Genomic DNA, 25,815 nt, shown 5'->3' with positions numbered 1-25,815 from the left:
GGGGGGGGGGGGTGTGCGGTGCTGTTTTTTCTTTCTTCCTGTTAACCCTCTCCCGTGTTTCGGGGGGGGGGGGGCCCCCCCCGGGGGGGGGGGGGGCCCGCCCCCGCTGCCGTGGGTGCCCGCCCCCGATGCCGTGGTGCCCCGCATGCCCCATGGACGCGGATCACCGAGCGCGCGGCAGCACCCACATCGGTCACCGTCCTCGCCGCGTCCCTCGCACACGCCGGCGCCGCGGGGAGGGCACCACCGTCACGACCGTGGCGTACGCCGCGCACACGACGGCCCGTCCCGCGCGCCGCGCACACGACGGGCCGTCCCGCTCCCGGGTGGCCGGTTCTGCGTTCTCCCGCCTCCACGAAGCGTCGCCTCCCACGACCGGGGGACCGGTATCGGCTAGTCAGGGTACTTTTGCGCGTTTTCATGGTGTCACGACGCACTCTTCTGAAGATCCATGCCATTTCTTAGGCGATCAGGTGATCAGTACGACAATCATCTCGGCTTGAAGGAGCCCTTCATGCGCATTTCCGCTTCCACCCGCTCCCGTGGCGTCCGCGCGGGCACCAAGGTGGCTACCGCGGTGGCCGTCGCCGGCGCCGCCCTGACCGCCGGAGCCCCTGCCGCGTTCGCCCTCGGGGAGAGCGGCGACATCGACATCCGCTCGGTCAGCTGGCACTCCCGTGGCGAGCGCGAGGGGGTCGAGGTCTGCAAGTTCGTGCTCGTGGCGAACAACTTCGACGCGTTGCAGTTCGTGACCTGGTCGATCATCGAGCAGCCGCCGACGGTGCCCCCGGGGAACACGCTCACTGCCTCCCTCCCGCTCATCCAGGGCAAGGCCCGCAGCCAGGAATACCTCCTTCCCGAGGGCACCTACCAGCTCACGTGGACGGCCGGGGCGGCCCCCCTGAAGAACAAGAGCTTCGAGGTCGACTGCTCCCGGCCCGCCCGGGGCGGCGGCCAGGACGACAACCGTCAGGACGACAACCGTCAGGACGGCAACCGTCAGGACGCCGGCAGCCAGGACTCGTCCGCGACGAGCGGCGAGGCGGACAAGAGCACCGGGAAGAGCACCGCCGAGATCTACGACAAGCCGTCCGGCGCGGTGCCCGCGGGCGGCGGCGGCGTCCCGGACATGGAGGGCGTCAGCTCCGAGAGCGAGTCGAACCTCGGGACCTCGGCCGCGTTGGTGGCCGGCGCGGCCGGAATCGCCGGGCTGATCATGGTGCGCCGATCCGCACGCCGCCGTGCCCGCAACGAGGCATAGCGCGCGCAGCCGACGGCGACCGAGCCGGGCGTTCCGGCTCACGACGACCCTGTGCGTGACCTTCTCGCTGGTGGCCGGCGTCGTGTGGGCGAGTTCCGACTCGCCCGAGGACGCCTCGTCGGTCACCGCCGCCCGCGGCAGCGACGCCGCGGGCGGCGGGGAGCCGCCCTTCCGGAGGGCACCGCACAAGGCGCAGAAGAAGGTGCCCGCCTCGCACGCGCCGCTGGTGCACTCCCGCCCGGTGAAGGTCGCCATCCCCGCGATCTTCATCGAGGCCCCGGTCACCGGCCTCGCCCTCGACAAGAAGGGCAGGCTCCGTGCCCCTCCGCTGAACAGGCCCGAACTGGTGGGGTGGTACCGCAAGGGCCCGTCCCCCGGCGAGGCAGGAACGTCACTGCTCGTCGGTCATCGTGACACGGCGACCGGACCGGCCATCTTCCTCAACCTCAACGTCCTGCGCCGCGGTGACACCGTGAAGGTCACCCGGGCGGACAAGCGGACCGCGGTCTTCACCGTCGACAAGGTGAAGACCTACACGAAGGAGAAGTTCCCGGACGAGAAGGTGTACGGGGCCACCGGCCGTCCGGAGCTCAGGCTCCTGACGTGCGGCGGACGCTTCGACAAGAAGGGCGGCTACTCGGCCAACGTCGTCGTCTTCGCCCACCTCACGTCACTCGGGAAGAAGGCGGCCTGATTCACGGCACGCCGCACGGAACCGGCCGGTACCTCGGGGGCGAGGTACCGGCCGTTCGTGCTGCAGGACGCCCTCGCCCGACCGGGAAGCGCGTACCGGTCCCTCCCGCGACCGATGAGTTTCCGCCAGGCCGGTGGTCTATCAGTCAGAATTCGCGTACGGCAGCCGCACGAACGGCCGAAACCGGTCGGTGGACCTGCCGGAACCAGCACACGAGTTATCGGGAGATCTTCGATGCGCACCCTGATCAGCACCGCCTTCGTCTCGCTCGACGGGGTCATGGAGGCCCCCGGCGGGGAACCGGGGTACCGGAACTCGGGCTGGACCTTCAAGGACGTGGAGTTCCTCCCCGAGGCGTTCGAGATCAAGGGCCGGGAGCAGCAGGAGGCCACCGCGATGCTGCTGGGCCGGGCCAGCTACGAGGCGTTCAGCCCCGTCTGGCCGGGCATGGAGGACTTCGCCGCGTACAAGGACATGCCGAAGTACGTCGTCTCCACCACCCTCACCGAGGACACCCTGGTCTCGGACTGGGGCCCGACGACGATCCTGCGGTCCCTCGACGAGGTCGCCGCGCTGAAGGAGACCGACGGCGGCCCGATCATCGTCCACGGCAGCACGTCCCTCAACCGGGCCCTCTCGGACGCCGGCCTGATCGACCGTTACCACCTGCTCGTCTTCCCGCTCCTGCTCGGCGCGGGCAAGCGGCTGTTCAGCGACACGGACAAGGACACGCAGAAGCTGAAGCTCGTCGAGCACGAGGCGTACGCCAACGGCCTGCAGAAGAACGTCTTCGACGTCGTCCGCTGACCCCTGGCGCACTCCGGCCGGCGCGCCCGCCGCGGACAGCACGCCGTGGCCGTCGGCGGTCGGCACCCCGGGGCGGGGTGCCGGCCGCTTCACTCACCCCACGACGCAGTCGAGCGCCAGTGCGGGGTCCGGGGCGCCGCCCGCGGTGACGTAACCGAAGTCCGTCGATTCACCAGGGTCCAGCGAACCGTTCCATTCCGCGTTGTGGACCAACGCTGCGCGGGGCACGGGTTCACGCTTACCCGTCCGGGTGACGCGGGCGGATACACGCATACGGGGGCGGGGTAACCCGCTACGTTCCGCACCATGCCGCAGCCCAAGGACCTCGACCCGTACGCGAACCCGCGCATCTTCTACGGCGCGGAGCCGCGCCGCCTGCGGGAGGCGGCGGGACTGTCGCAGAACCACTTGGGCGAGCGGGTGTTCTGCTCCGGCACGTACATCGGCCTGTTCGAGGCGGCGGAGCGGAGGCCGCGGGTGGAGCTGTCCCGCGCGCTGGACGGACTGCTGGGCAGCGGCGAGCATCTGGAACGTCTGAGCTGGCCAGGCAGTCAAAGGTCGCGGACTATGTCGCGGAAGCCGCCGAGCTGGAGGCAAGGGCCACGAGCATCCGCGGGTACGCGCCGATGCTCGTGCCGGGCGTGCTCCAGACACGTGAGTACGCCAAAGCCGTGACCCGCGCTACCCAGCGGCTGGCCTCCGAGGAGACTGTGGAGCGTCAGGTCAGCGCACGTATGGAACGTGCCGGGCTGCTGTTCCGCCACGCTCCGCCGACCTTCTGGGCAATCCTGCACGAGGCCGCCCTACGCGTACCTGTCGGCGGCTCCGACTCCATAACCACGCAACTGACACGCCTGGCCGACGCGGCCCTCGCCTATCCCCACTTGTCATTCAGGTGTTTCCGTTCACCGCGGGGGTTCACCCCTTCATGAACACCATGGTCTCGCTCATGTCTTTCGCGGACGCTCCGCCCGTGGCGTACACGGAGGGCGCGTACTCCGGTCAACTCACGGAAGAATCGGGGTGGGTGGCCGATATCCAAGCCGCATACGATTTCGCTCGGGCCTTGGCTCTGTCGCCGGAAACCTCGCAGGCCAAGCTCGCATCGGAAGCGAAGGAGCACGCAAATCATGGGAACCAACCCTGATCCGCGTGCGGTGGGATGGCGCAAGTCGTCCTACAGCAACGGCGGCAGCTGCGTCGAGATCGCCGACGGCTTCCAGTGCCTCGCCCCCGTCCGCGACAGCAAGAACCCGGACGGTCCCGCGCTCATCTTCACCACCGCACGCTGGACCCCGTTCGTCGACGCCCTCGGGCGCGGCGAACTCGGGCGCGGCGAACTCTGACGGGGCCTGCTCGTCGCTCCTGGCCGGGAGGCCGTCGGTGGACGTTCACCGTGACGTGGGCTCCACCCGCGACGGCCCGCCCCCGCGACCCCGACGGCCGCGGTGGCCTCCGCGTGGCCGGTCAGCGCCAGGACGGCGGCGGCCACGATGGACGGCAGGCCTGTGACGGGTGACTGGTGCTTCTCTCGGCCGTGATCCGGCTGAGGTGCCGCAGGACATGGTGGGGCGAAGTTCCCGCCCCTCCGCGACCGCCCGCCCGCCCTCAGGCGCAGGCCACCCCGTACAGGCTCTCCGGCAGTGCGACGTTCAGCGCCGTGATGACCGGCTTGCCGTGTTCCGTGCCGAGGCGGGAGACCGCGCCCGTGGCCAGCTGGAACAGGGCGCCGCTCGCCGGGGTCAGCCCCAGGTAGCGGGCGACGAGGACGCGCAGGAAGTGCGAGTGCGCCACCAGGACGATGTCGGTGTCGCCGAGGCGTGAGGCCGCTGCCCGGACCTCGGACAGGACCCGGTCGGCGCGCGCGCCGACCTCGGCGGGGTCCTCCCCCGGGTTCGCCTCGGGGCCGAGGGCGACGCCGTCGGTCCAGAGGTTCCAGTCGGGGCGGGTGACGCGGATCTCGACGGTGGTGACGCCCTCGTACGCCCCGTAGTCCCACTCGTGCAGGTCGGGGGTGATGCGGGGGGCGAGCAGCCCGGCCAGTTCCGCGGTGCGTCGGGCACGGAGCAGCGGGCTGACGAGGGTGAGTCCGATGTCGCGTCCGGCCAGGACGGGGGCGAGCGCACGCGCCTGGCGCTCGCCCAGGTCCGTCAGGGGCAGGTCGGTGTGGCTCGTGTGCTGTCCGGACCGGGACCATGCGGTCTCGCCGTGCCGGATCAGGATCAGCTCACCCATGGACTCCACCTTCGCGCCGAGGAGCCGGCCCCCGGGCAGGGGCCGGCTCACAGGGTCTCAGCCTACGACCGTGACCCTGTACGGCCGGTCCGTGTCCGCCGTGACCCGGACCTCACCGCTCTCACGGACCACCTGGTACGTCGCCGCGGGGGCGCCCGTCAGGTCGGGGACCGTCACCGTGCGGGTGAAGTCGCCGGTTCTGGCCGGGGCGAACACGCGGAGTTCCAGGTCGTCGAGCCACTCGCCGTCCGGGCGGGACTCGTCCGCGCCGAGCGCCAGTACGGCACCGGGGCGGACCAGGAGGGGCAGGCTGTCGAAGCCGTGGGTCTCGCGGCGCCAGCCGGGGCCGGTGACGGTGTCGCCGGTCAGGAGATGGGTCCAGGTGCCCTCGGGGACGTAGTACTCGACCTGCCCGTCGTCGGTGAAGACCGGCGCGACCAGGAGGTCCGGGCCCAGCAGGTACTGGCGGTCCGCCGTGCGGGCGGTCGCGTCGTCGGGGAACTCCAGCAGCATGGGTCGCATCGTCGGGACGCCCGTGCGGTGGGCCTCGACCGCCGCCCCGTAGAGGTACGGCATCAGGCGGTGCTTGAGCAGGGTGAACTGCCGGGCCACGTCCACCGCTTCCTCGCCGAACTCCCACGGCACCCGGTAGGACGACGAGCCGTGCAGCCGGCTGTGCGAGGAGAGCAGGCCGAAGGCGAGCCAGCGCTTGAAGACCGCCGGGTCGGGGGTCCCCTCGAAGCCGCCGATGTCGTGGCTCCAGAAGCCGAAGCCGGACAGGGACAGGGACAGCCCGCCGCGCAGGGACTCCGCCATGGCCTCGAACGAGGACCAGCAGTCACCGCCCCAGTGCACCGGGAACTGCTGGCCGCCCGCGGTGGCCGAGCGGGCGAAGAGGACGGCTTCGCCCTGGCCGCGCTCCTTCTCCAGGAGGTCGAAGACGGCCTTGTTGTACAGGTGCGTGTAGTAGTTGTGCATGCGCTCCGGGTCGGAGCCGTCGTGCCAGACGACGTCCGTGGGGATGCGCTCGCCGAAGTCCGTCTTGAAGGCGTCGACGCCCTGGTCGAGCAGTCCCTTGAGCTTCCCCTGGAACCAGGCGGTGGCCTCCGGGTCCGTGAAGTCGACCAGCGCCATGCCGGCCTGCCACTTGTCCCACTGCCAGATGTCGCCGTCGGTGGTCTCGACGAAGTAGCCCTTGCGGGCGCCCTCTTCGTACAGCGCGCCCTTCTGTGCGATGTACGGGTTGATCCAGACGCAGATCCGCAGGCCCTTCTCCTTGAGCCGGGCGATCTGGCCCACCGGGTCGGGGAAGGCGGCCGGGTCCCACTCGAAGTCCGACCACTGGTACTCGCGCATCCAGAAGCAGTCGAAGTGGAAGACGCTGAGCGGGATACCGCGTTCGGCCATCCCGTCGACGAAGGAGTTGACGGTCTTCTCGTCGTAGGAGGTGGTGAACGACGTGGACAGCCAGAGGCCGAACGACCAGGCCGGCGGCAGGGCCGGGCGGCCGGTGAGCGCGGTGTAGCGGGCCAGGACGTCCTTGGGCGTGGGGCCGGCGATGACGAAGTACTCCAGCGTCTGGTCCTCGACGCTGAACTGCACCTGGCCCACGGCCTCGGAGCCCACCTCGAAGGAGACCTTGCCGGGGTGGTTGACGAAGACGCCGTAGCCGCGCGAGGAGAGGTAGAACGGGATGTTCTTGTACGCCTGCTCGCTGCTGGTGCCGCCGTCGGCCTGCCAGATGTCGACGGTCTGGCCGTTCTTGACGTACGGGGTGAACCGCTCGCCGAGGCCGTGGACGGTCTCGCCGACGCCCAGCGCGAGCTGGGCGAACATGTGGTGGCCGCCGCCGTCGACGGTCGCGAACGCGGTGCCCTTGCGCCCGGCGGAGGTGAGGGTGCGGCCTTCGCCGTCGAGGAATTCCAGGCCGAAGGCGCCCTCGGTGGGCAGCCGCAGGGTCAGCGGACCGCTGGTGAGCTCGGCGGTGGTCCCCTCGGTCCGGACCGTGGCCGCGGAGCGCGCCGAGGCGCCCGGGAGCTCGAAGTCGGGGCCCTTGGGCCGCTTGCCGGAGTGGTGGCTGAGGCGCACCGCGATGACACCCTCGGCCGGCGCGTGGGCCTCGACGGTGATCAGCGGCGCGTTCAGTGTGTCGCCGCGCCGCTGGACGCGCTTGACGGCGGCGTAGGCGGCGAGACGGTCCTCGTCGAGCCGGACGTCGCGGACTTCGGTGGCGTACGAGGCGTGCACACCGCTGCGCAACTGCCAGAAGCCGTCGGTGAACTTCATGGGGGTGGTCCTTAGCCGTCTCGGAAGTCGGTGGTGCGGGACGTCAGGGCGCCTGCGACAGACGCGGCGACGGGTCCTCCCGATTTTGATCGTACACAAAACAAATGCCACGAGGCCGGGCGCGTACACGACAGGAGCGACCGGATTGCCCGATTATCCGAACCCCCGACAGGACCGGCAGATCGGCCACATTGACACCGGGTGAACGAAACATCACGGAAACGGTCTGGAAACCAACGCCGGGATGGAGTATTAGTACTGCAAGCAAACAAATTGGTCGGTCGGCGCGCAGCCGTCCGTGACTTCGTCGACAAGAGGCTGATCAATGTCGGACCGCTTCACTCCCACCGCTGCGGACAAGTTCACCTTCGGTCTCTGGACCGTCGGCTGGCGCGGCAACGACCCGTTCGGTGACGCCACCCGCCCCGCGCTCGACCCGGTCGAGTCCGTCGAGCGGCTGGCCGAGCTCGGCGCCCACGGCGTGACGTTCCACGACGACGACCTCATCCCGTTCGGCTCCTCCGAGAGCGAGCGCGCCACGCACATCGCGCGCTTCAAGGAGGCGCTGGAGCGCACCGGGCTGAAGGTCCCGATGGCGACCACCAACCTGTTCACGCACCCCGTGTTCAAGGACGGCGGCTTCACCTCCAACGACCGCGACGTCCGTCGCTACGCGCTGCGCAAGACCATCCGCAACATCGACCTGGCCGTCGAGCTGGGCGCCGAGACCTACGTGGCGTGGGGCGGCCGCGAGGGCGCCGAGTCCGGCGGGGCCAAGGACGTGCCCGTGGCCCTGGACCGCATGAAGGAGGCCTTCGACCTCCTGGGCGACTACGTCACCGAGCAGGGCTACGACCTCCGCTTCGCCATCGAGCCCAAGCCCAACGAGCCGCGCGGCGACATCCTCCTCCCGACCATCGGCCACGCCCTGGCCTTCATCGAGCGCCTGGAGCGCCCCGAGCTCGTCGGCGTCAACCCGGAGACCGGCCACGAGCAGATGGCCGGCCTGAACTTCCCGCACGGCATCGCCCAGGCCATGTGGGCGGGCAAGCTCTTCCACATCGACCTCAACGGCCAGTCCGGCATCAAGTACGACCAGGACTTCCGCTTCGGTGCCGGTGACCTGCGCCAGGCCTTCTGGCTCGTGGACCTGCTGGAGCAGGGCGGCTACGAGGGCCCCCGCCACTTCGACTTCAAGCCGGTGCGCACCGACGGCATCGACGGGGTGTGGGAGTCCGCGAAGAACTGCATGCGGAACTACCTGATCCTCAAGGAGCGCGCCGCGGCCTTCCGTGCCGACCCGGCCGTGCAGGAGGCGCTGCTCGCCTCCCGTCTGGACCAGCTGGCGCAGCCGACCGCCGCCGACGGGCTCAAGGGCCTGCTCGCGGACCGTTCCGCGTTCGAGGAGTTCGACGTGGACGCCGCCGCCGGGCGCTCCATGGCCTTCGAGGCCCTGGACCAGCTCGCGATGGACCACCTGCTCGGCGTCCGCTGATGTCGCGGGTGTCCGGCGGTCCGCCGCGGGACACCCGCCCCTCCCGCGTGCGGCCTCGCCGAATCCGCGCCCGGTCTTGACGAATCCCTCGTGGGAGCGTTCCCATGAGTCGGCCACCCTCTCACGCAAGGGCACCACCGTGACAGAACCTTCCCCGGACGGCCTGGTCCGAGGCCGCAGCCGCCGCACCAGGCGGATCGTCGTTCCTCTCACCGTCGTCTCCGCGATCGTCGCCGGCACCGTTCTGTCCGGGTGCGGGCAGCAGCGGGACGAGGACGTCTACACCGTCATGAACTCCTCGACCGACGAGTCGTACCACCGCTGGGACGGTGACACGCTCGCGCGCTGCAGCAAGGAGCTCGGGGTCACCATCGAGCAGCAGAGCGTGCCGGCCTCGCAGGTGATGACGAAGGCGCTGCGCATGGCGTCGTCGAAGTCGCTGCCGGACGTCCTCCAGCTGGACGCCTCCGAGATGCCGACGTTCGCCGAGGCCGGCGGGCTGATACCGCTCAAGGACCTCGGGCTGACCACGACGGACATTCCCGAGGGCATCGTCGACTTCGGTTCGTACGACGGGACGTACTACGGGGCCGCTCGCACGGTGAACACCCTGGCGCTGTTCTACAACAAGGACACCCTCGACGAGGCCGGGCTGAAGGTGCCCACCACCTGGGCCGAGATGCGGTCGACCGCCGAGAAGCTCACGCAGGGCAAGCGCTACGGCCTGGCACTGAGCGCGGGCGGCGCGGAGGACGGCGTCTTCCAGTTCACCCCGTTCATGTGGTCCAACGGCGGCGACGAGACGAAGCTCGACAGCCCCGAGGTCGCCGGTGCCCTCGACTACTGGAAGGGCCTGCTGAAGGACGGCTCGCTCTCCAAGTCCACGGTCAACTGGACACAGGCGGACGTGAACGACCAGTTCATGGCCGGCAACGCGGCCATGATGATCAACGGCCCGTGGCAGGTCGAGAGCCTGAACGCCAAGAAGGGGCTCAACTGGGGCATCGCCGAGATCCCGGTGCCCGAGGCCGGGGACGACTCGGTCGGGCCGCTGGGCGGCGGTGTGCTGACCGTGCCCAACACCGGTGACAGCGAGCGCGAGAAGATGGCCGCCGAGATCATCGGCTGCATGGCGGGCGAGCAGGAGCAGATCACCTACGCCCTGAACAGCTGGATGGTCCCGGCGAACACCGAGGCCGCCGCCGTGTGGCGCACGAAGGCCCCGGAGCTGGCGGCCCTGGCAGGACAGGTCTCGACGGCCCGTTCCCGTACGGCAAAAGTCGGCGCGCAGTGGTCGTCCGTGTCGCTCGCCCTGCAGAGCGCCTTCCAGTCCGCCCTCACCGGCGAGTCCAGCGAGGCCGCTCTGAAGCGTGCCCAGCAGCAGGTCACGAGCGGGAACTGAGGTACCGAACGATGTCATCCACCACAGCCTCCGCCGCCGCGCTGCGGGCCGACCCGGAGGCCCCCTCGGCCGGTACGGTCGAGAAGCCCGTGAGCCCGCGGCGCGCCGAGCGCCGCAAGCGGCTCGCCCAATGGGGCTTCATCGCCCCCGCCGTGATCTTCATGGCACTGTTCTTCGGCTACCCGCTCGTCCGCAACATCGTGATGAGCTTCCAGGACTACTCGCCGTCCACGTTCTTCACCGGTGAGGCGCCGTTCAACGGCACGGACAACTGGAGCAACGTCTTCAGCGACGGGCTGTTCGGCAAGGCCCTGTGGCAGACGATCCTCTTCACCGTCGGATCGCTCCTGGGCCAGTTCTGCATCGGTCTCGCCCTCGCCGTCTTCTTCACCCGCCGCTTCCCGCTGAACGGGATCCTGCGCTCGCTGATCCTGCTGCCGTGGCTCGTCCCGATGGTCGTCTCCGGCATCGTCTGGCGGCGCATCCTCGACCAGGACACCGGTGTCCTCAACTCCTTCCTGGGCACCATCGGCCTCAGCGGCGACACGCCCTGGCTGACCAGCACGAGCATGGCGCTGGTCTCGGTGATCCTGGTGAACATCTGGATCGGCATCCCGTTCAACATGGTGATCCTCTACGGCGGCCTCCAGGAGGTCCCCAAGGAGCTGCACGAGGCGGCAGCGCTCGACGGTGCCTCCGCCTGGCGTACGTTCCGCTCGGTGACGCTGCCGATGCTCAAGCCCGTCATCACGGTGGTGCTGGTCCTCGGCTTCATGTCGACGGTCAAGATCCTCGACCTGGTGCTCGCCCTCACCGACGGCGGCCCCGCCGACTCCACGCAGACGCTCGGCACGCTCACGTACCAGAACTCGTTCGTCCAGATGGACTTCGGGGCCGGTGCCGTGGTCGGCAACATCCTGATCCTGATCTCCGCCGTCTTCGCGGTGTTCTACCTGCGGGTCAACCGCAACGAGGGGAAGTGACCGGCATGGCGACCACCACCCAGATCCCCGCCGCTCCGGCACCCGCGGCCGTCCACCGGCCGAAGCGCCGCTGGGGTGCGACCGTCTTCGGCGTCGTCATCCTCGCCGTCATGCTGTTCCCGCTGTACTGGATGCTCAACACCGCCCTTCAGCCGGACGCGAGCCTGGTCGACGTGGGCCCGGTACCGACGGGCATCGACTTCTCCGGCTTCACCTCGGCCATCACCGACCAGGGCGCGAACCTGCTGACCTCGCTGGCCGTCGCCCTCGGCGCCGTGGCCATCTGTCTGGCGATCTCGGCCCCGGCGGCCTACGGCCTGGCGCAGTTCAAGCTGCGCGGCAGCAAGACGATCGTCTTCGGCACACTCATCACCCAGATGGTGCCGGGCATCGTCATCGCCAACGCCCTGTACAGCGCGTACGTGGACCTCGGCCTGGTCAACTCCTACTTCGGGCTGATGCTCGCGGACGCCTCGCTGGGCATCCCGTTCGCGATCGTGCTGATGCGCTCCTTCATGGTGTCCATCCCGCGCGAGGTCATCGAGGCCGCCGAGGTCGACGGCGCGGGGCGCATCCGGACGTTCGTCCAGGTCGTCCTGCCGATGAGCCGCAACTCGCTGATCACCGCCGGGCTGTTCTCCTTCCTGTACGCGTGGAGCGACTTCATGTTCGCGCTCACGCTGAACACGACGGACGACGTCAAGCCGATCACGCTCGGCATCTACCAGTACATCGGGGCCCACGTCGGTGACTGGGGCTCGGTCATGGCCGCGTCCGTGCTCTCCGCGGTGCCCGCGGCGGTCCTGCTCGTCCTGTCCCAGAAGTACATCGCCGCCGGGATCTCCGGCGGCTCGGTCAAGTAAGGGTTCACATGAGTGACTTCCCGGTCTTCCCGCCCGGATTCCTGTTCGGCGCGGCCACGGCCTCGTACCAGATCGAAGGCGCCGTACGGGAGGACGGCCGCGGCCCGTCCATCTGGGACACGTACAGCCACACCCCGGGCAGGACGGACGGCGGCGACACCGGCGACGTCGCCTGCGACCACTACCACCGCTATCCGCAGGACGTGGCACTGCTGCGCGACCTGGGGGTGGACTCGTACCGCTTCTCCATCGCCTGGTCCCGCATCCAGGCCGACGGCAGCGGGCCGGTGAACCCCAAGGGGCTGGACTTCTACTCCCGGCTCGTGGACTCGCTCCTGGAGGCGGGCATCGAGCCGGCCGCGACCCTCTACCACTGGGACCTCCCCCAGGCCCTGGAGGACAGGGGCGGGTGGCGGGTACGGGAGACGGCGGAGCGCTTCGGCGAGTACACGGCGATCATGGCCGAGCACCTGGGCGACCGGGTGCCGCGCTGGATCACCCTCAACGAGCCGTGGTGCAGCGCGTTCCTCGGCTACTCCGTGGGCCGGCACGCGCCGGGCGCCAAGGAGGGGCGCGGGGCGCTGGCCGCCGCGCACCACCTGCTGGTCGGTCACGGCCACGCGATGGACGCGCTGCGCGCGGCGGGTGTCCGTGAGGCGGGCATCACGCTGAACCTGGACCGCAACGTCCCGGCCACCGAGTCGGACGCCGACCTCGCCGCCGTCGTCCGGGCGGACACCCAGCACAACCTGGTGTGGACCGAGCCGCTCCTCGCGGGCCGCTACCCGGCCACCGAGGAGGAGACCTGGGGTGAGCTGATCACCGGTCAGGACTTCCGCCGCGAGGGCGACCTGAAGCTGATCTCGCAGCCGATGGACTTCCTTGGCATCAACTACTACCGGCCGATCGTGATCGCCGCCGCCCCGCACCGCGAGGCGGACCCGGCGCTGCGCGTCGCCACGGACAACCGGTACGCGGAGGGCAACTACCCGGACGTCCGCAAGACGGCGATGGGCTGGCCGGTCGTCCCGGAGTCCTTCACCGACCTGCTGACCGTGCTGAAGCAGACGTACGGTGACGCCCTGCCGCCGGTGCACATCACGGAGAACGGCTCGGCCGAGTTCGACAGTGTCGAGGCGGACGGTTCGGTCCGGGACGCGGACCGGGTGGAGTACCTGCGCACCCACCTGACGGCCCTGCGGGCGGCGATGGACGCCGGTGTCGACGTACGCGGCTACTACGTGTGGTCGCTGCTGGACAACTTCGAGTGGGCCCTCGGCTACGCGAAGCGGTTCGGGATCATCCGGGTCGACTACGACACCCTGGAGCGCACGCCGAAGGACAGCTACCGCTGGTACCAGCAGCTGATCGCGGCGCACAAGGCCTGATCGCCGCTCACGGGTGCGGGCCGGCCCGGCCCGCACCCGTTTCCGGCTCCCCCACGCCGCCCCGTCGGATCCGACCAGGCCGAACCGGTTTCCGTTCGGCCGTGGCGGTTACCGGACTCCCATGGCACGGACACCGGAACCACAGGCTCACCCCACCCGCGACGGCCATGACGCCGCCGGCCGCTTCGGAGACGGCGCGGACGACACCACCCGCAAGCCGGACCGCGTCGGGCCGGCCCCGGAGGTGGAGCGCGACGCACCCGACGGACCGGCCGGCATTCCCAGGAGGTCGTGGTGGGCGGTGCTGAGGCGCACCGTGCGGGAGTTCGTGGACGACGAGCTCAGCGACCGGGCGGCGGCCCTGACGTACTACAGCGTGCTCTCGCTCTTCCCGGCCCTGCTGGTGCTGGTCTCGCTGCTCGGTGTCGCGGGGAAGTCCGCCACCCAGAAGGTGATGGACAACCTCCAGGACCTCGCCCCCGGCCCGGTCCGGGACATCCTCTCCGACGCCGTACAGCAGTTGCAGGGCAACGGCGGCACGGGATCGCTGATGGCCGTCGTCGGTCTGCTGCTGGCGGTGTGGTCGGCCTCCGGCTACATCGCGGCGTTCATCCGCTGCTCGAACGCCGTCTACGACATGCCCGAGGGGCGGCCGGTGTGGAAGGTGCTGCCCCTGCGGCTGGGACTGACGGTGACCCTGATGGTGCTGGCGGTCCTCAGCGCCCTGATCGTGGTGTTCACCGGGCCCATCGCTGAGCGGGCCGGTTCCGCCCTCGGGGTCGGCGACCCCGCGATGACGGCCTGGTCGATCGCCAAGTGGCCTGTTCTGGTCCTGCTCGTCACGATCATGATCGCGATCCTGTACTGGGCCGCGCCCAACGCCCGGGGCCGGGGCTTCAGGTGGGTGACGCCCGGCAGTGTCCTCGCCCTGCTGCTCTGGATGGCCGCCTCGGCCGGTTTCGCGCTGTACGTGGCCTACTTCTCCTCGTACAACAAGACCTACGGCGCCCTCGCCGGCGTGATCATCTTCCTGGTGTGGCTGTGGCTCACCAACCTGGCGATCCTGCTCGGCCTCGAATTCGACGCGGAGATGGCCCGCCAGCGGGCCATAGAGGGCGGCCACCCCGCGGCCGAGGAGCCGTACGTGGAACCGCGCGACACCGCCAAGTGGACCGAGGAGGACCGCCGCCACCTCGGCTGAACAGCCTCGGGACGGCCCGTGGGGGCGTACGCGTTCACCGCAGCGCGTACGCCGCCGGGTTGTCCAGCACTTCGTGCACCACCCGGGCCGCCGCGCCCCGCGCCGCGTCACCGGACACGGAGGACGCCCGGAGTCTGCTGCCGTTCTCGTGCCAGCGGCCCGACACCACCCGTGCGGTCAGCTGGGCGTCGGCCGACTCCTCCAGCCAGGGCATCAGGCTGCGGTAGATCCCGCCCAGGACGACGGCCTCCGGGTCGAAGAGGTTCACCGCTCCGGCCAGTACCACGCCCATCCTGTCCCCGGCCTCCCGCAGCGCCGAGACGGCCCGCTCCTGACCGGCAGCGGCGCGCTGCTCCAGCTCGGCGATGCCGCGCACGCCCGTGTCCGGGTCGATGCCCGCCGAGCGCAGCAGAGCGGCCCGCCCGGCGTACTGCTCCAGGCAGCCGTGCGCGCCGCACCGGCAGAGCGGTCCCCGCGGGTCGACGACCACATGTCCGATCTCGCCCGCGAACCCATGGGCGCCCCGCAGCATTTCGCCGTTCACCACGAGCGCGCCGCCCACGCCGATCTCACCTGTGAGATAGAGGAAGGTGCGTACGCCGCCGAGTCCGCCGAACCACAGCTCCGCCAAGGCCGCCAGGTTGGCCTCGTTGTCCGAGCCGACGGCCAGCGCCCTCCCGGCCGGGCGCAGCGTGCTGAGCGCCTGCCCGAAGATGCCCTCGGCCGCGACCCTGCTCCAGCCGAGGTTGGGGGCCTGCCGGACGACGCCGCCGGAGACGAGGCCGGGCAGGGCCAGCTCGACGCCGACGACCCGCAGTTCCTGTTCCCGGGTGGACGTGATGACGCGGTTGGTGAGCCGGGCGGCGTGTGCCAGGACTTCCGCGGGCGGGACGTCCCGGTGGTCGGTGTGCTCGGTGACCCGGACCCGGTCGGTGCCGGTGAGGTCGACGGCGCACACGGAGACGTAGTCGATGTTGATCTCCACCCCGAGACCCGCCGGCCCCGTCCGGGAGAGCTTCAGTACGGTGCCGGGACGCCCGGCGGATCCGCTGGAGGTCTTGCCGGACTCACTGAGGCAGTCGAGCGCGAGCAGCTCCTCGACGAGCGAGGAGACGGCGGCCCTGGTGAGCCCCACGAGGCTCGCCACCCGGGCCCGGGTGACCTCGCCCTCGTCGCGGACGGTCCGCAGGACCAGGCTCAGGTTGTGGCGGCGCACGGACTCGTGTCCGGCCTTGGCCGCGGGCGTGGAGAGGGTGTTCTTCATCAGACCTTCGAGCCTAACGGCGAAGGGCCGCACCCCAGGGGTGCGGCCCTCGCTCACTTCGCGGTGCGCCTACTTGCGGATCAGGCTGCGCAGCACGTACTGGAGGATGCCGCCGTTGCGGTAGTAGTCCGCCTCACCGGGGGTGTCGATGCGGACGACGCCGTCGAACTCCACCCCGGTGTCGGTGGTGACCTTCACGGTGGTCGGCGTGGTGCCGTCGTTCAGCTCGGTCACGCCGGTGAAGGAGAAGGTCTCCTCGCCGGTCAGGCCGAGGGACTCGGCGGTCCGGCCCTCCGGGAACTGGAGCGGCAGGACGCCCATGCCGATGAGGTTCGAGCGGTGGATGCGCTCGTAGGACTCGGCGATGACGGCCTTGACGCCCAGGAGCGCGGTGCCCTTTGCCGCCCAGTCGCGGGACGAGCCGGAGCCGTACTCCTTGCCCGCCAGGATGACGAGCGGGGTGCCCGCGGCCTGGTAGTTCTGCGAGGCGTCGTAGATGAACGACACCGGCGCCTCAGCCTGGGTGAAGTCGCGGGTGAAGCCGCCCTCGGTGCCGGGCGCGATCTGGTTGCGCAGGCGGATGTTGGCGAACGTACCGCGGATCATGACCTCGTGGTTGCCACGGCGCGAGCCGTAGGAGTTGAAGTCACGGCGGTCGATGCCGTGCTCCGTGAGGTACTTGCCGGCCGGGGTGTCGGCCTTGATCGCACCGGCCGGGGAGATGTGGTCGGTGGTGACCGAGTCGCCCAGCTTGGCGAGGACGCGGGCGCCCGTGATGTCGGAGACCGGGGTGGTCTCCATCGTCATGCCCTCGAAGTACGGGGGCTTACGGACGTAGGTGGACTCGGAGTCCCACTCGAAGGTGTTGCCGGTGGGGATCGAGAGCGCCTGCCACTGGGCGTCGCCCGCGAAGACGTCCTGGTAGGACTTGTTGAACATGTCCTCGCCGATGGAGTTGGCGACGACGTCGTTGACCTCGGCCTCGGAGGGCCAGATGTCCTGGAGGAAGACGGGCTCGCCGTCCTGGTCGACGCCGAGGGCGTCCTTGGTGATGTCGACCTTCATCGAGCCGGCGATGGCGTACGCGACGACCAGCGGCGGGGACGCCAGGTAGTTCATCTTGACGTCGGGGTTGATCCGGCCCTCGAAGTTGCGGTTGCCGGAGAGCACCGAGGTGACGGCCAGGTCGTGGTCGTTGACCGCCTTGGAGACCTCTTCCGGCAGCGGGCCGGAGTTGCCGATGCAGGTGGTGCAGCCGTAGCCGACGAGGTTGAAGCCGACCTTGTCGAGGTACGGGGTCAGGCCCGCCTTGTCGAAGTAGTCGGTGACGACCTTGGAGCCCGGGGCGAGGGTGGTCTTGACCCACGGCTTGCGGGTCAGACCCTTCTCGACCGCCTTCTTCGCCACGAGCGCCGCGGCGACCATGACGTACGGGTTCGAGGTGTTGGTGCAGGAGGTGATCGCGGCGACGGTGACGGCGCCGTGGTCGAGCTCGTACGTCGTGCCGTCGGGGGCCGTGACCGTGACCGGGTTCGACGGGACACCGTTGGGCGAGACGGCCGGCGAGTCGGAGGCCGGGAAGGACTCCTTGCTCGCCTCCATGTCGTCGGTGACGTAGTTGCGTACGTCCTCGGCGAACTTGGCCTTGGCGTTCGCCAGGACGATGCGGTCCTGCGGGCGCTTCGGGCCGGCGATGGAGGGGACGACCGTGGAGAGGTCGAGCTCCAGCTTCTCGGAGAAGTCCGGCTCGGCGGCCGGGTCGAGCCAGAGGCCCTGCTCCTTGGCGTACGCCTCGACGAGCGCGACCTGCTGCGCGTCGCGGCCGGTCAGACGGAGGTACTTCAGCGTCTCGTCGTCGATCGGGAAGATCGCGGCGGTGGAGCCGAACTCCGGCGACATGTTGCCGATGGTGGCGCGGTTCGCGAGGGAGGTGGCGGCGACGCCCTCACCGTAGAACTCGACGAACTTGCCGACGACGCCGTGCTTGCGGAGCATCTCGGTGATGGTCAGCACGAGGTCCGTGGCGGTGGTGCCGGCCGGCAGCTCGCCGGTCAGCTTGAAGCCGACGACGCGCGGGATGAGCATGGAGACCGGCTGGCCCAGCATCGCGGCCTCGGCCTCGATGCCGCCGACGCCCCAGCCCAGCACACCGAGGCCGTTGACCATGGTGGTGTGGGAGTCGGTGCCGACGAGGGTGTCGGGGTACGCCTGACCGTTGCGGACCATGACCGTGCGGGCCAGGTGCTCGATGTTGACCTGGTGGACGATGCCGGTGCCCGGGGGGACGACCTTGAACTCGTCGAAGGCGGTCTGGCCCCAGCGCAGGAACTGGTAGCGCTCCTTGTTGCGGCCGTACTCCAGCTCGACGTTCTGCGCGAACGCCTCTTTGGTGCCGAACTTGTCGGCGATGACGGAGTGGTCGATGACCAGCTCGGCCGGGGCCAGCGGGTTGATCTTCGCCGGGTCGCCGCCGAGCTCCTTGACGGCCTCACGCATGGTGGCGAGGTCCACGACACACGGGACGCCCGTGAAGTCCTGCATGATCACGCGGGCCGGCGTGAACTGGATCTCCTGGCTGGGCTGGGCCTGGGAGTCCCACCCGCCCAGCGCACGGATGTGGTCGGCGGTGATGTTCGCGCCGTCCTCCGTGCGGAGCAGGTTCTCCAGCAGCACCTTCAGGCTGTAAGGGAGGCGCGCGGAGCCCTCGACCTTGTCCAGCTTGAAGATCTCGTACGACTCGTCGCCCACGCGCAGCGTGCTGCGGGCGTCGAAGCTGTTCGCCGACACGACAGTCTCCTTCTTCAATGTGCGCGTATCTCCGCGCCGCGCCTCATGGCGGCCTGCGCCGCTCGGTGCCGCCTGCGGCCCCCACCATCCGCTAAGGTAAGAGTTAGTTAGGTAACCCTTACTGAGCGGCGGCTGCGGTATGCCTCGGCAGATATCTCGATGTCGAGATAACTCTAGTACATAGCCGCCGCCCGGTCATGCGCGGGCGCCCCTGTCAGTTCCCGTCCGGCCGGGTGGTTCCCTCGCCGCACCCTCCGTTCCGCCGGGCCACGCCGTCCGTTCCGGCTCGGTACGCCGTCCGTTCCGGTGGACCGGCCGCGCAGGTGATCACACCGGAGGGGCCGGGCGCACCGGCATAGGGTGGCTCCCCGGCACGTCGAGGGGGCAGACCATGGAGATCACCGTCCAGTGGATACGGACGTCGTGGACCAAGCGGTCCCGGGGAGGGCCGGCCGCCACCCTCAGGAACGCCGCCCCGGCCGGCTTCGCCCTCCCGCGGGCAGGGACCGCCTCGGCGCACGTGATCCGCATGCGGGAGGACGACGGCTTCGTACCGCGCGAGAGCCACGAGGACCGTCGCACGGTCGCCGTCCGGCTCCGCGAGTCCGACGGGCGGCTGGGGGTCCTCCCCCGGGTGGAGCCCTTGTACGGCCTGCCGCCCAGGCCGCGACGCCCCCCGACGGTGCGGCTCGCCCCGGGCCAGTGGGTGCGCTGGCAGCTCAACTACCGCTTCAGCAGCATGGCGGGGGTCAGGGACTGGTCGTACTGGCTGGACACCTTCAACATCGCCTACGGGCCGGTGGACGCCGAGGTGTTCCTGTCCACGCCCACCGTGCTCGTCGACGAGCGGGGGCCGGTGCGCTGACCCGTCACACCGGCGTCACGCACTTTCGCCGGCCCCCGGGCTCCACCACGTCACGCCTCTTCGCCGGCCCCCGGGCCCGACACCCCCCGCCCGACCGGGTCACGCGCGTTCGCCGGCCCCCCGGGCCCGAGACCGCCCGGCCCACCGGGTCACGCCTCTTCGCCGGCTCCCCGGGCCGTGCGCTCCAGTCGGTCCCGGTAGGCCGCCCACCAGGCCTGGTCGCCCGGCGGCATGTTGTCGTTTCCTCGGTTCATCCCGACGGCGCCGTCCATGAGCTCCCGGAGGATGTCGGCGTGCCCGGCGTGCCGGTGCGTGTCGGCGATCACGCGCACCACGGCATGGTGCAACGTCAGCTCGTTCCGGCCGGCCGGCCACCACGGCACCCGGGCGCGGGTGTCCAGCGACAGCGCGTCGATCGTCGCGTCCGCGTGCGCCCACGCCCGGCGGTAGAGCGCGACGATGTGCTCGCGTGTCTCGTCGGCGGTGGCCCACATGTCCGCGTTGGGCTCGGCGTCCTCGTCGAGCCAGGGCTGCGGCTCGCCGGACGGCCGTCCGAACACCTCCCCGAGGTAGCCCAGCTCCGTGCCGGCCGCGTGTTTGACCAGTCCCAGGAGGTTGGTGGCGGTCGGCGTCATCGGCCGCCGTACGTCGTACTCCCCGAGCCCGTCGAGTTTCCACAGCAGGGTGTCGCGGGCGGACTGCAGATAGAAGTGGAGGTCGGTCTTCGGATCAGCTGCGCTCATGGCGCCAGTCTGCCGCCCGCGCGATCTTTGTCCACCGGCTTTTCGGGGGCGCCGTGGGGCGACGATCCAGCCCCGCGGCGCCCCCGGCAGTGCCTGGCCGCCCCGAAAGGTCCTGGTCAGGCGCCGACGTAGGCCGCGAGGTGCTCACCGGTGAGGGTCGAGCGGGCGGCGACGAGATCGGCCGGGGTGCCTTCGAAGACGATCTGACCACCGTCATGTCCCGCTCCGGGACCGAGGTCGACGATCCAGTCGGCGTGCGCCATGACCGCCTGGTGGTGCTCGACGACGATGACCGACTTGCCGGAGTCCACGAGCCGGTCGAGCAGGCCGAGCAGTTGCTCGACATCCGCGAGGTGGAGTCCGGTGGTCGGCTCGTCGAGGATGTAGACGCCGCCCTTCTCCCCCATGTGCGTCGCAAGCTTGAGCCGCTGCCGTTCGCCGCCGGACAGCGTGGTGAGCGGCTGGCCGAGACCGAGGTAGCCGAGCCCGACGTCGGCGAGTCGCTCCAGGATGCGGTGGGCGGCGGGCGTACGGGCCTCTCCGTCGCCGAAGAACTCGGCGGCCTCGGTCACCGACATCGCGAGCACCTCGCTGATGTCGCGGCCACCGAGGTGGTGCTCCAGCACCGAGGCGTGGAACCGCTTCCCCTCGCACTCCTCACAGACGGACGCGACACCGGCCATCATCGCGAGGTCCGTGTAGATGACACCGGCGCCGTTGCACGTGGGGCAGGCACCCTCTGAGTTGGCGCTGAAGAGGGCAGGCTTCACGCCGTTGGCCTTCGCGAACGCCTTACGGATCGGGTCGAGCAGTCCGGTGTACGTCGCCGGGTTGCTGCGCCGCGAACCGCGGATCGCCCCCTGGTCGATCGAGACCACGTCCTCGCCCGTGGGGATCGACCCGTGCACCAGCGAGCTCTTGCCGGATCCGGCGACGCCGGTGACGACGACGAGTACCCCGAGCGGGATGTCCACGTCGACGTCGCGCAGGTTGTGCGTCGTCGCGCCGCGGATCTCCAGCGTCCCGGTGGGCTTGCGCACCTCCTCCTTGGGGGCCGCCCGGTCGTCGAAGTGCCGGCCGGTGACCGTGTCGCCCGCCCGCAGTCCCTCGACGGTGCCCTCGAAGCAGACGGTGCCGCCGCCCGTACCGGCCCCGGGGCCGAGGTCGACGACGTGGTCGGCGATCACGATCGTCTCCGGCTTGTGCTCCACGACGAGCACGGTGTTGCCCTTGTCCCGCAGTCGCAGCAGCAGGTTGTTCATCCGCTGGATGTCATGGGGGTGCAGGCCGATGGTGGGCTCGTCGAAGACGTACGTGACGTCCGTGAGCGAGGAGCCGAGGTGCCGGATCATCTTCACGCGCTGCGCCTCGCCGCCCGACAGGGTGCCCGCCGACCGGTCGAGGGAGAGGTAGCCGAGCCCGAGCTCCACGAACGAGTCGAGGGTTCCGAGGAGAGTGGTGAGCAGCGGCGCGACCGAGGGCTCGTCCAGGCCCCGGACCCATTCGGCCAGGTCGCTGATCTGCATCGCGCAGGCGTCGGCGATGCTGATCTTGGCGATCTTCGACGCCCGGGCAGCCTCGCCGAGCCGGGTGCCGTCGCAGTCGGGGCAGGTGGTGAAGGTGACGGCACGGTCCACGAACGCACGGATGTGCGGCTGCATCGCCTCCCGGTCCTTGGACAGGAACGACTTCTGGATCTTGGGGATCAGCCCTTCGTAGGTGAGGTTCACGCCCTCGACCTTCACCTTGACCGGCTCCCGGTAGAGGAAGTCCCGCATCTCCCTCTTGGTGAACTTCCGGATCGGCTTGTCCGGGTCGAGCAGGCCCGACTCGGCGTAGACCCGCACCGTCCAGAAGCTGTCCGACTTCCAGCCGGGGATGGTGAAAGCGCCTTCGGCGAGCGACTTGGAGTCGTCGTAGAGCTGGGTGAGGTCGATGTCGGAGACGTTGCCGCGGCCTTCGCAGCGCGGGCACATGCCGCCGACGATCCGGAAGTCGCGGCGCTCCTTCACGGTCCGCCCGGCGCGCTCCATCGTGACCGCGCCCGCCCCGCTGATCGAGGCGACGTTGAAGGAGTACGCCTTGGGCGAGCCGATGTGCGGTTTCCCGAGCCGGCTGAAGAGGATGCGCAGCATGGCGTTGGCATCGGTGGCGGTGCCGACGGTGGAACGGGGGTCGGCGCCGAGACGCTGCTGGTCGACGATGATCGCTGTCGTCAGCCCTTCGAGTACGTCTACCTCGGGGCGTGCCTGCGACGGCATGAAGCCCTGGACGAAGGCGCTGTAGGTCTCGTTGATCATCCGCTGCGACTCCGCGGCGAGCGTGCCGAACACCAGCGAGCTCTTGCCGGAACCGGAGACACCGGTGAACACCGTCAGCCGGCGCTTCGGGATCTCGACGCTGACGTCCTTGAGGTTGTTCACGCGCGCGCCGTGCACGCGGATCAGATCGTGGCTGTCGGCGGCGTGCGGCGCAGGCGACTGCGGGTCCTTCTTCGTGGCCATGCTCGTCATGTCTCCATCTGTGGGGCGGGGCCGCCGGCGCGGCCTCCGTCGGTGTCGCCCGGCTCGGCCCGACCAGCTTCCGGCATTACGTCCGGCGGTACGTCCGGCACCTCGCGTCTGTGCCGGTGGACGTGTCAGCGGCGCTCGTTGACGCGGACGAGGTTGCCCGCGGGATCACGGAAGACGCAGTCGCGGACACCGTACGGCTGCTCGGTGGGCTCCTGGACGACGTCGGCGCCGCCGGACCGGACCCGCTCGAAGGTGCCGTCGAGGTCGTCGGTGGCCAGGATGATGTGACCGTAGGTGCCCTTGGCCATCATCTCGACGACGGTGCGCCGCTCGTCCTCGGTGATGCCGGGGTCGACGGCCGGCGGGGTCAGGACGATGGACGTGTCGGGCTGACCGGCCGGGCCGACCGTGATCCAGCGCATCTCGCCGTAGGCGACGTCGTTACGGACTTCGAAGCCGAGCGTGTCTCGGTAGAAGGCCAGGGACGCGTCCGGGTCGTCGTGCGGGAGGAATGTCGAGTGAATCGTGAGGTCCATGGGATTCACGCTAGCTTCGGCCCGGTGGCCGCGCTTCTCGATTCCTGACCGGTCTGGTCACCTGTTTCGCCACGCACGACGGCATGCCCGCGGTCGCCCGGGCAGCCTCGCGCCGGTAGGTGCTGGGCGGCATACCGACCAGCTCCGTGAAACGCGTGCTGAAGGTGCCCAGCGACGAACAGCCGACCTCGAAGCAGATTTCGGTGACGCCGAGGTCGCCACGGCGCAGCAGCGTCATCGCGCGCTCGATACGCCGTGTCATCAGATAGCCGTACGGCGACTCGCCGTACGCCCGCCGGAACTCACGGCTGAGGTGCCCGGCCGACATGTGCTCGCCCCGGGCCAGCGCCTCGACGTCCAACGGCTGCGCGTACTCCCGGTCGATGCGGTCACGGATCCGGCGCAGCCGCACGAGGTCGCTCAGGCGCTGCTCCGTGGTGGGTCTGCTGGTCACGTACGAGAGCCTACGACGCACCGGGGCCACCCGGCAGCCCGTTCCACCGAGGTCCTGCCGGGGTCCCACCCTGGCGGGGTCCAACCCCTGGGCCGCCCCGGCACCGACGCCGGGCCTGACGCCCGGACCGACGCCCGGACCGACGCCGAGCCTGACGCCGGGTCTGCACCCCACCGCACCCAACCATCACTCGATCGGCACACCCCGGCGCGGTCTTCATCTCATATCTGAGATAGCGTTCGGGCATGGAAGACGACTACCTCGTACGTATCGGCAAGCTCATCCGTGACGCCCGTCAGCACCGGGGCTGGACACAGACACAGCTTGCCGAGGCGCTCTCGACCAGCCAGAGCGCCGTCAACCGCATCGAGCGCGGCAACCAGAACATCAGCCTTGAGATGATCGCCCGTATCGGCGAGGCCCTCGACAGCGAGATCGTGTCGCTCGGCTACGCCGGGCCGATGCACCTGCGGGTGGTCGGCGGACGTCGGCTGTCCGGCTCCATCGACGTCAAGACGAGCAAGAACGCCTGTGTCGCCCTGCTCTGCGGCTCGCTGCTCAACAAGGGCCGGACCGTGCTGCGCCGGGTGGCCCGCATCGAGGAGGTCTTCCGTCTGCTGGAGGTCCTCAACTCCATCGGTGTGCGCACCCGTTGGATCAACGACGGTGTCGACCTGGAGATCCTCCCGCCCGCCGAGCTCGACCTGGAGTCCATCGACGCGGACGCCGCGCGCCGGACCCGGTCGATCATCATGTTCCTCGGCCCGCTGCTGCACCGCCTGGACCGCTTCACCCTGCCGTACGCGGGCGGCTGCGACCTCGGTACGCGGACCATCGAGCCACACATGATCGCTCTGCGCCGCTTCGGTCTGGAGATCGCGGCGACCGACGGGCTCTACCACGCACAGGTCGACCACGAGGTGCGGCCCGGCCGTCCCATCGTACTGACCGAGCGCGGCGACACCGTGACCGAGAACGCCCTGCTGGCCGCCGCCCGGCACGACGGCACGACCGTCATCCGTAACGCCTCCTCCAACTACATGGTCCAGGACCTGTGCTTCTTCCTGGAGGCGCTCGGCGTCAGGGTCGACGGGGTCGGCACGACGACGCTCACCGTGCACGGCGTCCCGGAGATCGACGTGGACGTCGACTACTCGCCCTCGGAGGACCCGGTCGAGGCGATGAGCCTGCTGGCCGCCGCCGTGGTGACGGAGTCCGAGCTGACGATCCGCCGGGTCCCCATCGAGTTCCTGGAGATCGAGCTCGCGGTGCTGGAGGAGATGGGCGTCGACTGCGACCGCACATCGGAGTACGCCGCCGACAACGGCCGCACCCGGCTGGTGGACCTGACGGTCCGGCCCTCCAAACTGGAGGCGCCCATCGACAAGATCCACCCGATGCCGTTCCCCGGCCTGAACATCGACAACGTGCCGTTCTTCGCGGCCATCGCGGCCGCCGCGCACGGCAAGACCCTGATCCACGACTGGGTCTACGACAACCGCGCCATCTACCTCACCGACCTCAACCGCCTCGGCGGCCGACTGCAACTCCTCGACCCGCACCGCGTCCTGGTCGAGGGCCCGACCCGCTGGCGCGCCGCCGAAATGATGTGCCCGCCCGCACTGCGTCCGGCAGTGGTGGTGCTGCTGGCGATGATGGCGGCCGAGGGCACGTCCGTACTGCGCAACGTGTACGTGATCAACCGGGGGTACGAGGAGCTGGCGGAACGGCTCAACTCGGTCGGCGCGCAGATCGAGATCTTCCGGGACATCTGAACAGCGCCGCGTCGTGCCCCTTGAAGGCAAGGGGCACGACACCTCAACATGCCAGCTGACCTGCGGATACGCACCTTCACAGCCCTCCACTGATCACTGTTGTCTTTCAGCACCTTGTGCAACGCACGTGCAAGATGATCTTGAATAGCTGATGATACGTCAGAGATGCCTGAGTATCTCAGCCATCACGGAGGGTTGTCGCCGAAGTGGCCTCGCAACGTCCGATGTCGGTCGTGCCACGCTGACCGCGTGTGGTCGACGAG

Annotated in this window: 24 protein-coding genes; 15 read left to right on the top strand and 9 right to left on the bottom strand. The window is 69.9% G+C overall.

Annotated features, from left to right (window positions below):
- Positions 1–514 precede the first annotated feature (514 nt).
- The 3 genes from ACFWVP_RS06155 (at position 515) to ACFWVP_RS06145 (ending at position 2,762) form a co-directional block, all read left to right on the top strand.
- A complete protein-coding gene (locus tag ACFWVP_RS06155) occupies positions 515–1,261 on the top strand; it encodes a hypothetical protein (protein WP_384494000.1) in 747 nt (248 codons plus the stop codon).
- Between the two features lie 55 nt (positions 1,262–1,316).
- The gene (locus tag ACFWVP_RS06150; RefSeq protein ID WP_384493998.1) at positions 1,317–1,955 is read left to right on the top strand and encodes a class F sortase; all 639 of its coding nucleotides are present in this window, start codon (positions 1,317–1,319) and stop codon (positions 1,953–1,955) included.
- Positions 1,956–2,189: 234 nt separating this feature from the next.
- On the top strand, positions 2,190–2,762 hold the full coding sequence (locus ACFWVP_RS06145; RefSeq protein ID WP_384493997.1) for a dihydrofolate reductase family protein: 573 nt from the start codon (positions 2,190–2,192) through the stop codon (positions 2,760–2,762).
- Between the two features lie 93 nt (positions 2,763–2,855).
- On the opposite strand, the gene ACFWVP_RS06140 is transcribed toward ACFWVP_RS06145, so the two are convergent.
- Entirely contained in the window at positions 2,856–2,990 is a 135-nt protein-coding gene (locus tag ACFWVP_RS06140) for a hypothetical protein (RefSeq protein WP_384493995.1), read from the bottom strand.
- Positions 2,991–3,068: 78 nt separating this feature from the next.
- On the opposite strand from ACFWVP_RS06140, the gene ACFWVP_RS06135 reads away from it, so the two are divergent.
- Genes ACFWVP_RS06135 through ACFWVP_RS06120 form a run of 4 tightly spaced genes read left to right on the top strand, consistent with a single transcriptional unit; the run spans position 3,069 to position 4,108 of the window.
- Positions 3,069–3,437, top strand: a complete 369-nt coding sequence (locus ACFWVP_RS06135) for a multiprotein-bridging factor 1 family protein (RefSeq protein WP_384493994.1) — start codon at positions 3,069–3,071, stop codon at positions 3,435–3,437.
- Positions 3,389–3,694 (top strand): Scr1 family TA system antitoxin-like transcriptional regulator, encoded by a 306-nt coding sequence (locus ACFWVP_RS06130; protein ID WP_384493993.1) that lies wholly within the window; start codon positions 3,389–3,391, stop codon positions 3,692–3,694. The genes ACFWVP_RS06135 and ACFWVP_RS06130 overlap by 49 nt, the downstream gene beginning before the upstream one ends.
- Positions 3,691–3,909 (top strand): Scr1 family TA system antitoxin-like transcriptional regulator, encoded by a 219-nt coding sequence (locus ACFWVP_RS06125; RefSeq protein WP_384493991.1) that lies wholly within the window; start codon positions 3,691–3,693, stop codon positions 3,907–3,909. The genes ACFWVP_RS06130 and ACFWVP_RS06125 overlap by 4 nt, the downstream gene beginning before the upstream one ends.
- Positions 3,893–4,108 carry a DUF397 domain-containing protein gene (locus tag ACFWVP_RS06120; protein ID WP_384493989.1) on the top strand — a complete coding sequence of 72 codons (216 nt, stop codon included), beginning with the start codon at positions 3,893–3,895 and terminating at the stop codon, positions 4,106–4,108. Before ACFWVP_RS06125 ends, ACFWVP_RS06120 begins: the two co-directional genes overlap by 17 nt.
- A 262-nt stretch (positions 4,109–4,370) precedes the next feature.
- Here the strand turns inward: ACFWVP_RS06120 and ACFWVP_RS06115 are convergent, their stop codons facing one another.
- Together ACFWVP_RS06115 and yicI are read right to left on the bottom strand one after the other, a co-directional pair.
- Positions 4,371–4,997 (bottom strand): histidine phosphatase family protein, encoded by a 627-nt coding sequence (locus ACFWVP_RS06115; RefSeq protein WP_384494009.1) that lies wholly within the window; start codon positions 4,995–4,997, stop codon positions 4,371–4,373.
- A 57-nt stretch (positions 4,998–5,054) separates the two neighbouring features.
- Positions 5,055–7,283 carry an alpha-xylosidase gene (yicI, locus tag ACFWVP_RS06110; protein WP_384493987.1) on the bottom strand — a complete coding sequence of 743 codons (2,229 nt, stop codon included), beginning with the start codon at positions 7,281–7,283 and terminating at the stop codon, positions 5,055–5,057.
- Positions 7,284–7,608: 325 nt separating this feature from the next.
- Between yicI and xylA the strand changes: the two genes are divergently transcribed.
- From xylA to ACFWVP_RS06080, 6 genes are all read left to right on the top strand, one after another.
- Positions 7,609–8,778, top strand: coding sequence for a xylose isomerase (gene xylA, locus ACFWVP_RS06105; protein ID WP_384493985.1), 1,170 nt, complete (start codon positions 7,609–7,611; stop codon positions 8,776–8,778).
- A 139-nt stretch (positions 8,779–8,917) separates the two neighbouring features.
- Positions 8,918–10,180: an ABC transporter substrate-binding protein gene (locus tag ACFWVP_RS06100; protein ID WP_384493984.1), complete on the top strand. Its 1,263-nt coding sequence runs from the start codon at positions 8,918–8,920 to the stop codon at positions 10,178–10,180.
- Between the two features lie 11 nt (positions 10,181–10,191).
- Positions 10,192–11,163 carry a carbohydrate ABC transporter permease gene (locus ACFWVP_RS06095; protein WP_384493983.1) on the top strand — a complete coding sequence of 324 codons (972 nt, stop codon included), beginning with the start codon at positions 10,192–10,194 and terminating at the stop codon, positions 11,161–11,163.
- A gap of 5 nt (positions 11,164–11,168) precedes the next feature.
- Positions 11,169–12,026, top strand: coding sequence for a carbohydrate ABC transporter permease (locus ACFWVP_RS06090; RefSeq protein WP_384493981.1), 858 nt, complete (start codon positions 11,169–11,171; stop codon positions 12,024–12,026).
- An 8-nt stretch (positions 12,027–12,034) separates the two neighbouring features.
- A complete protein-coding gene (locus ACFWVP_RS06085) occupies positions 12,035–13,414 on the top strand; it encodes a GH1 family beta-glucosidase (protein ID WP_384493980.1) in 1,380 nt (459 codons plus the stop codon).
- Between the two features lie 121 nt (positions 13,415–13,535).
- On the top strand, positions 13,536–14,615 hold the full coding sequence (locus ACFWVP_RS06080; RefSeq protein WP_384493978.1) for a YihY/virulence factor BrkB family protein: 1,080 nt from the start codon (positions 13,536–13,538) through the stop codon (positions 14,613–14,615).
- A 34-nt stretch (positions 14,616–14,649) separates the two neighbouring features.
- On the opposite strand, the gene ACFWVP_RS06075 is transcribed toward ACFWVP_RS06080, so the two are convergent.
- Both ACFWVP_RS06075 and acnA read right to left on the bottom strand, forming a co-directional pair.
- On the bottom strand, positions 14,650–15,879 hold the full coding sequence (locus ACFWVP_RS06075; protein ID WP_384493977.1) for an ROK family protein: 1,230 nt from the start codon (positions 15,877–15,879) through the stop codon (positions 14,650–14,652).
- A 69-nt stretch (positions 15,880–15,948) separates the two neighbouring features.
- The gene (gene acnA / locus ACFWVP_RS06070) at positions 15,949–18,666 is read right to left on the bottom strand and encodes an aconitate hydratase AcnA (protein ID WP_384493975.1); all 2,718 of its coding nucleotides are present in this window, start codon (positions 18,664–18,666) and stop codon (positions 15,949–15,951) included.
- Positions 18,667–19,057: 391 nt separating this feature from the next.
- Here acnA and ACFWVP_RS06065 point away from each other — a divergent pair, with 391 nt between their 5' ends.
- A complete protein-coding gene (locus ACFWVP_RS06065; protein ID WP_384493973.1) occupies positions 19,058–19,531 on the top strand; it encodes a hypothetical protein in 474 nt (157 codons plus the stop codon).
- Between the two features lie 149 nt (positions 19,532–19,680).
- On the opposite strand, the gene ACFWVP_RS06060 is transcribed toward ACFWVP_RS06065, so the two are convergent.
- From ACFWVP_RS06060 to ACFWVP_RS06045, 4 genes are all read right to left on the bottom strand, one after another.
- A complete protein-coding gene (locus ACFWVP_RS06060) occupies positions 19,681–20,274 on the bottom strand; it encodes a DinB family protein (RefSeq protein ID WP_384493971.1) in 594 nt (197 codons plus the stop codon).
- Between the two features lie 116 nt (positions 20,275–20,390).
- Positions 20,391–22,787: an ATP-binding cassette domain-containing protein gene (locus ACFWVP_RS06055; protein WP_384493969.1), complete on the bottom strand. Its 2,397-nt coding sequence runs from the start codon at positions 22,785–22,787 to the stop codon at positions 20,391–20,393.
- Positions 22,788–22,912: 125 nt separating this feature from the next.
- Entirely contained in the window at positions 22,913–23,323 is a 411-nt protein-coding gene (locus ACFWVP_RS06050) for a VOC family protein (RefSeq protein WP_384493967.1), read from the bottom strand.
- 10 nt (positions 23,324–23,333) lie between these two features.
- The gene (locus tag ACFWVP_RS06045; RefSeq protein WP_384493965.1) at positions 23,334–23,777 is read right to left on the bottom strand and encodes a helix-turn-helix transcriptional regulator; all 444 of its coding nucleotides are present in this window, start codon (positions 23,775–23,777) and stop codon (positions 23,334–23,336) included.
- Positions 23,778–24,022: 245 nt separating this feature from the next.
- Here ACFWVP_RS06045 and ACFWVP_RS06040 point away from each other — a divergent pair, with 245 nt between their 5' ends.
- Positions 24,023–25,552: a helix-turn-helix domain-containing protein gene (locus tag ACFWVP_RS06040; protein WP_384493963.1), complete on the top strand. Its 1,530-nt coding sequence runs from the start codon at positions 24,023–24,025 to the stop codon at positions 25,550–25,552.
- Positions 25,553–25,815: the final 263 nt, after the last annotated feature.

This window comes from Streptomyces sp. NPDC058637, assembly GCF_042717325.1.
GTDB lineage: Bacteria > Actinomycetota > Actinomycetes > Streptomycetales > Streptomycetaceae > Streptomyces.
The sequence above is the reverse complement of the archived record's forward strand: the minus strand, read 5'-3'. Positions and strand labels throughout refer to the sequence as shown.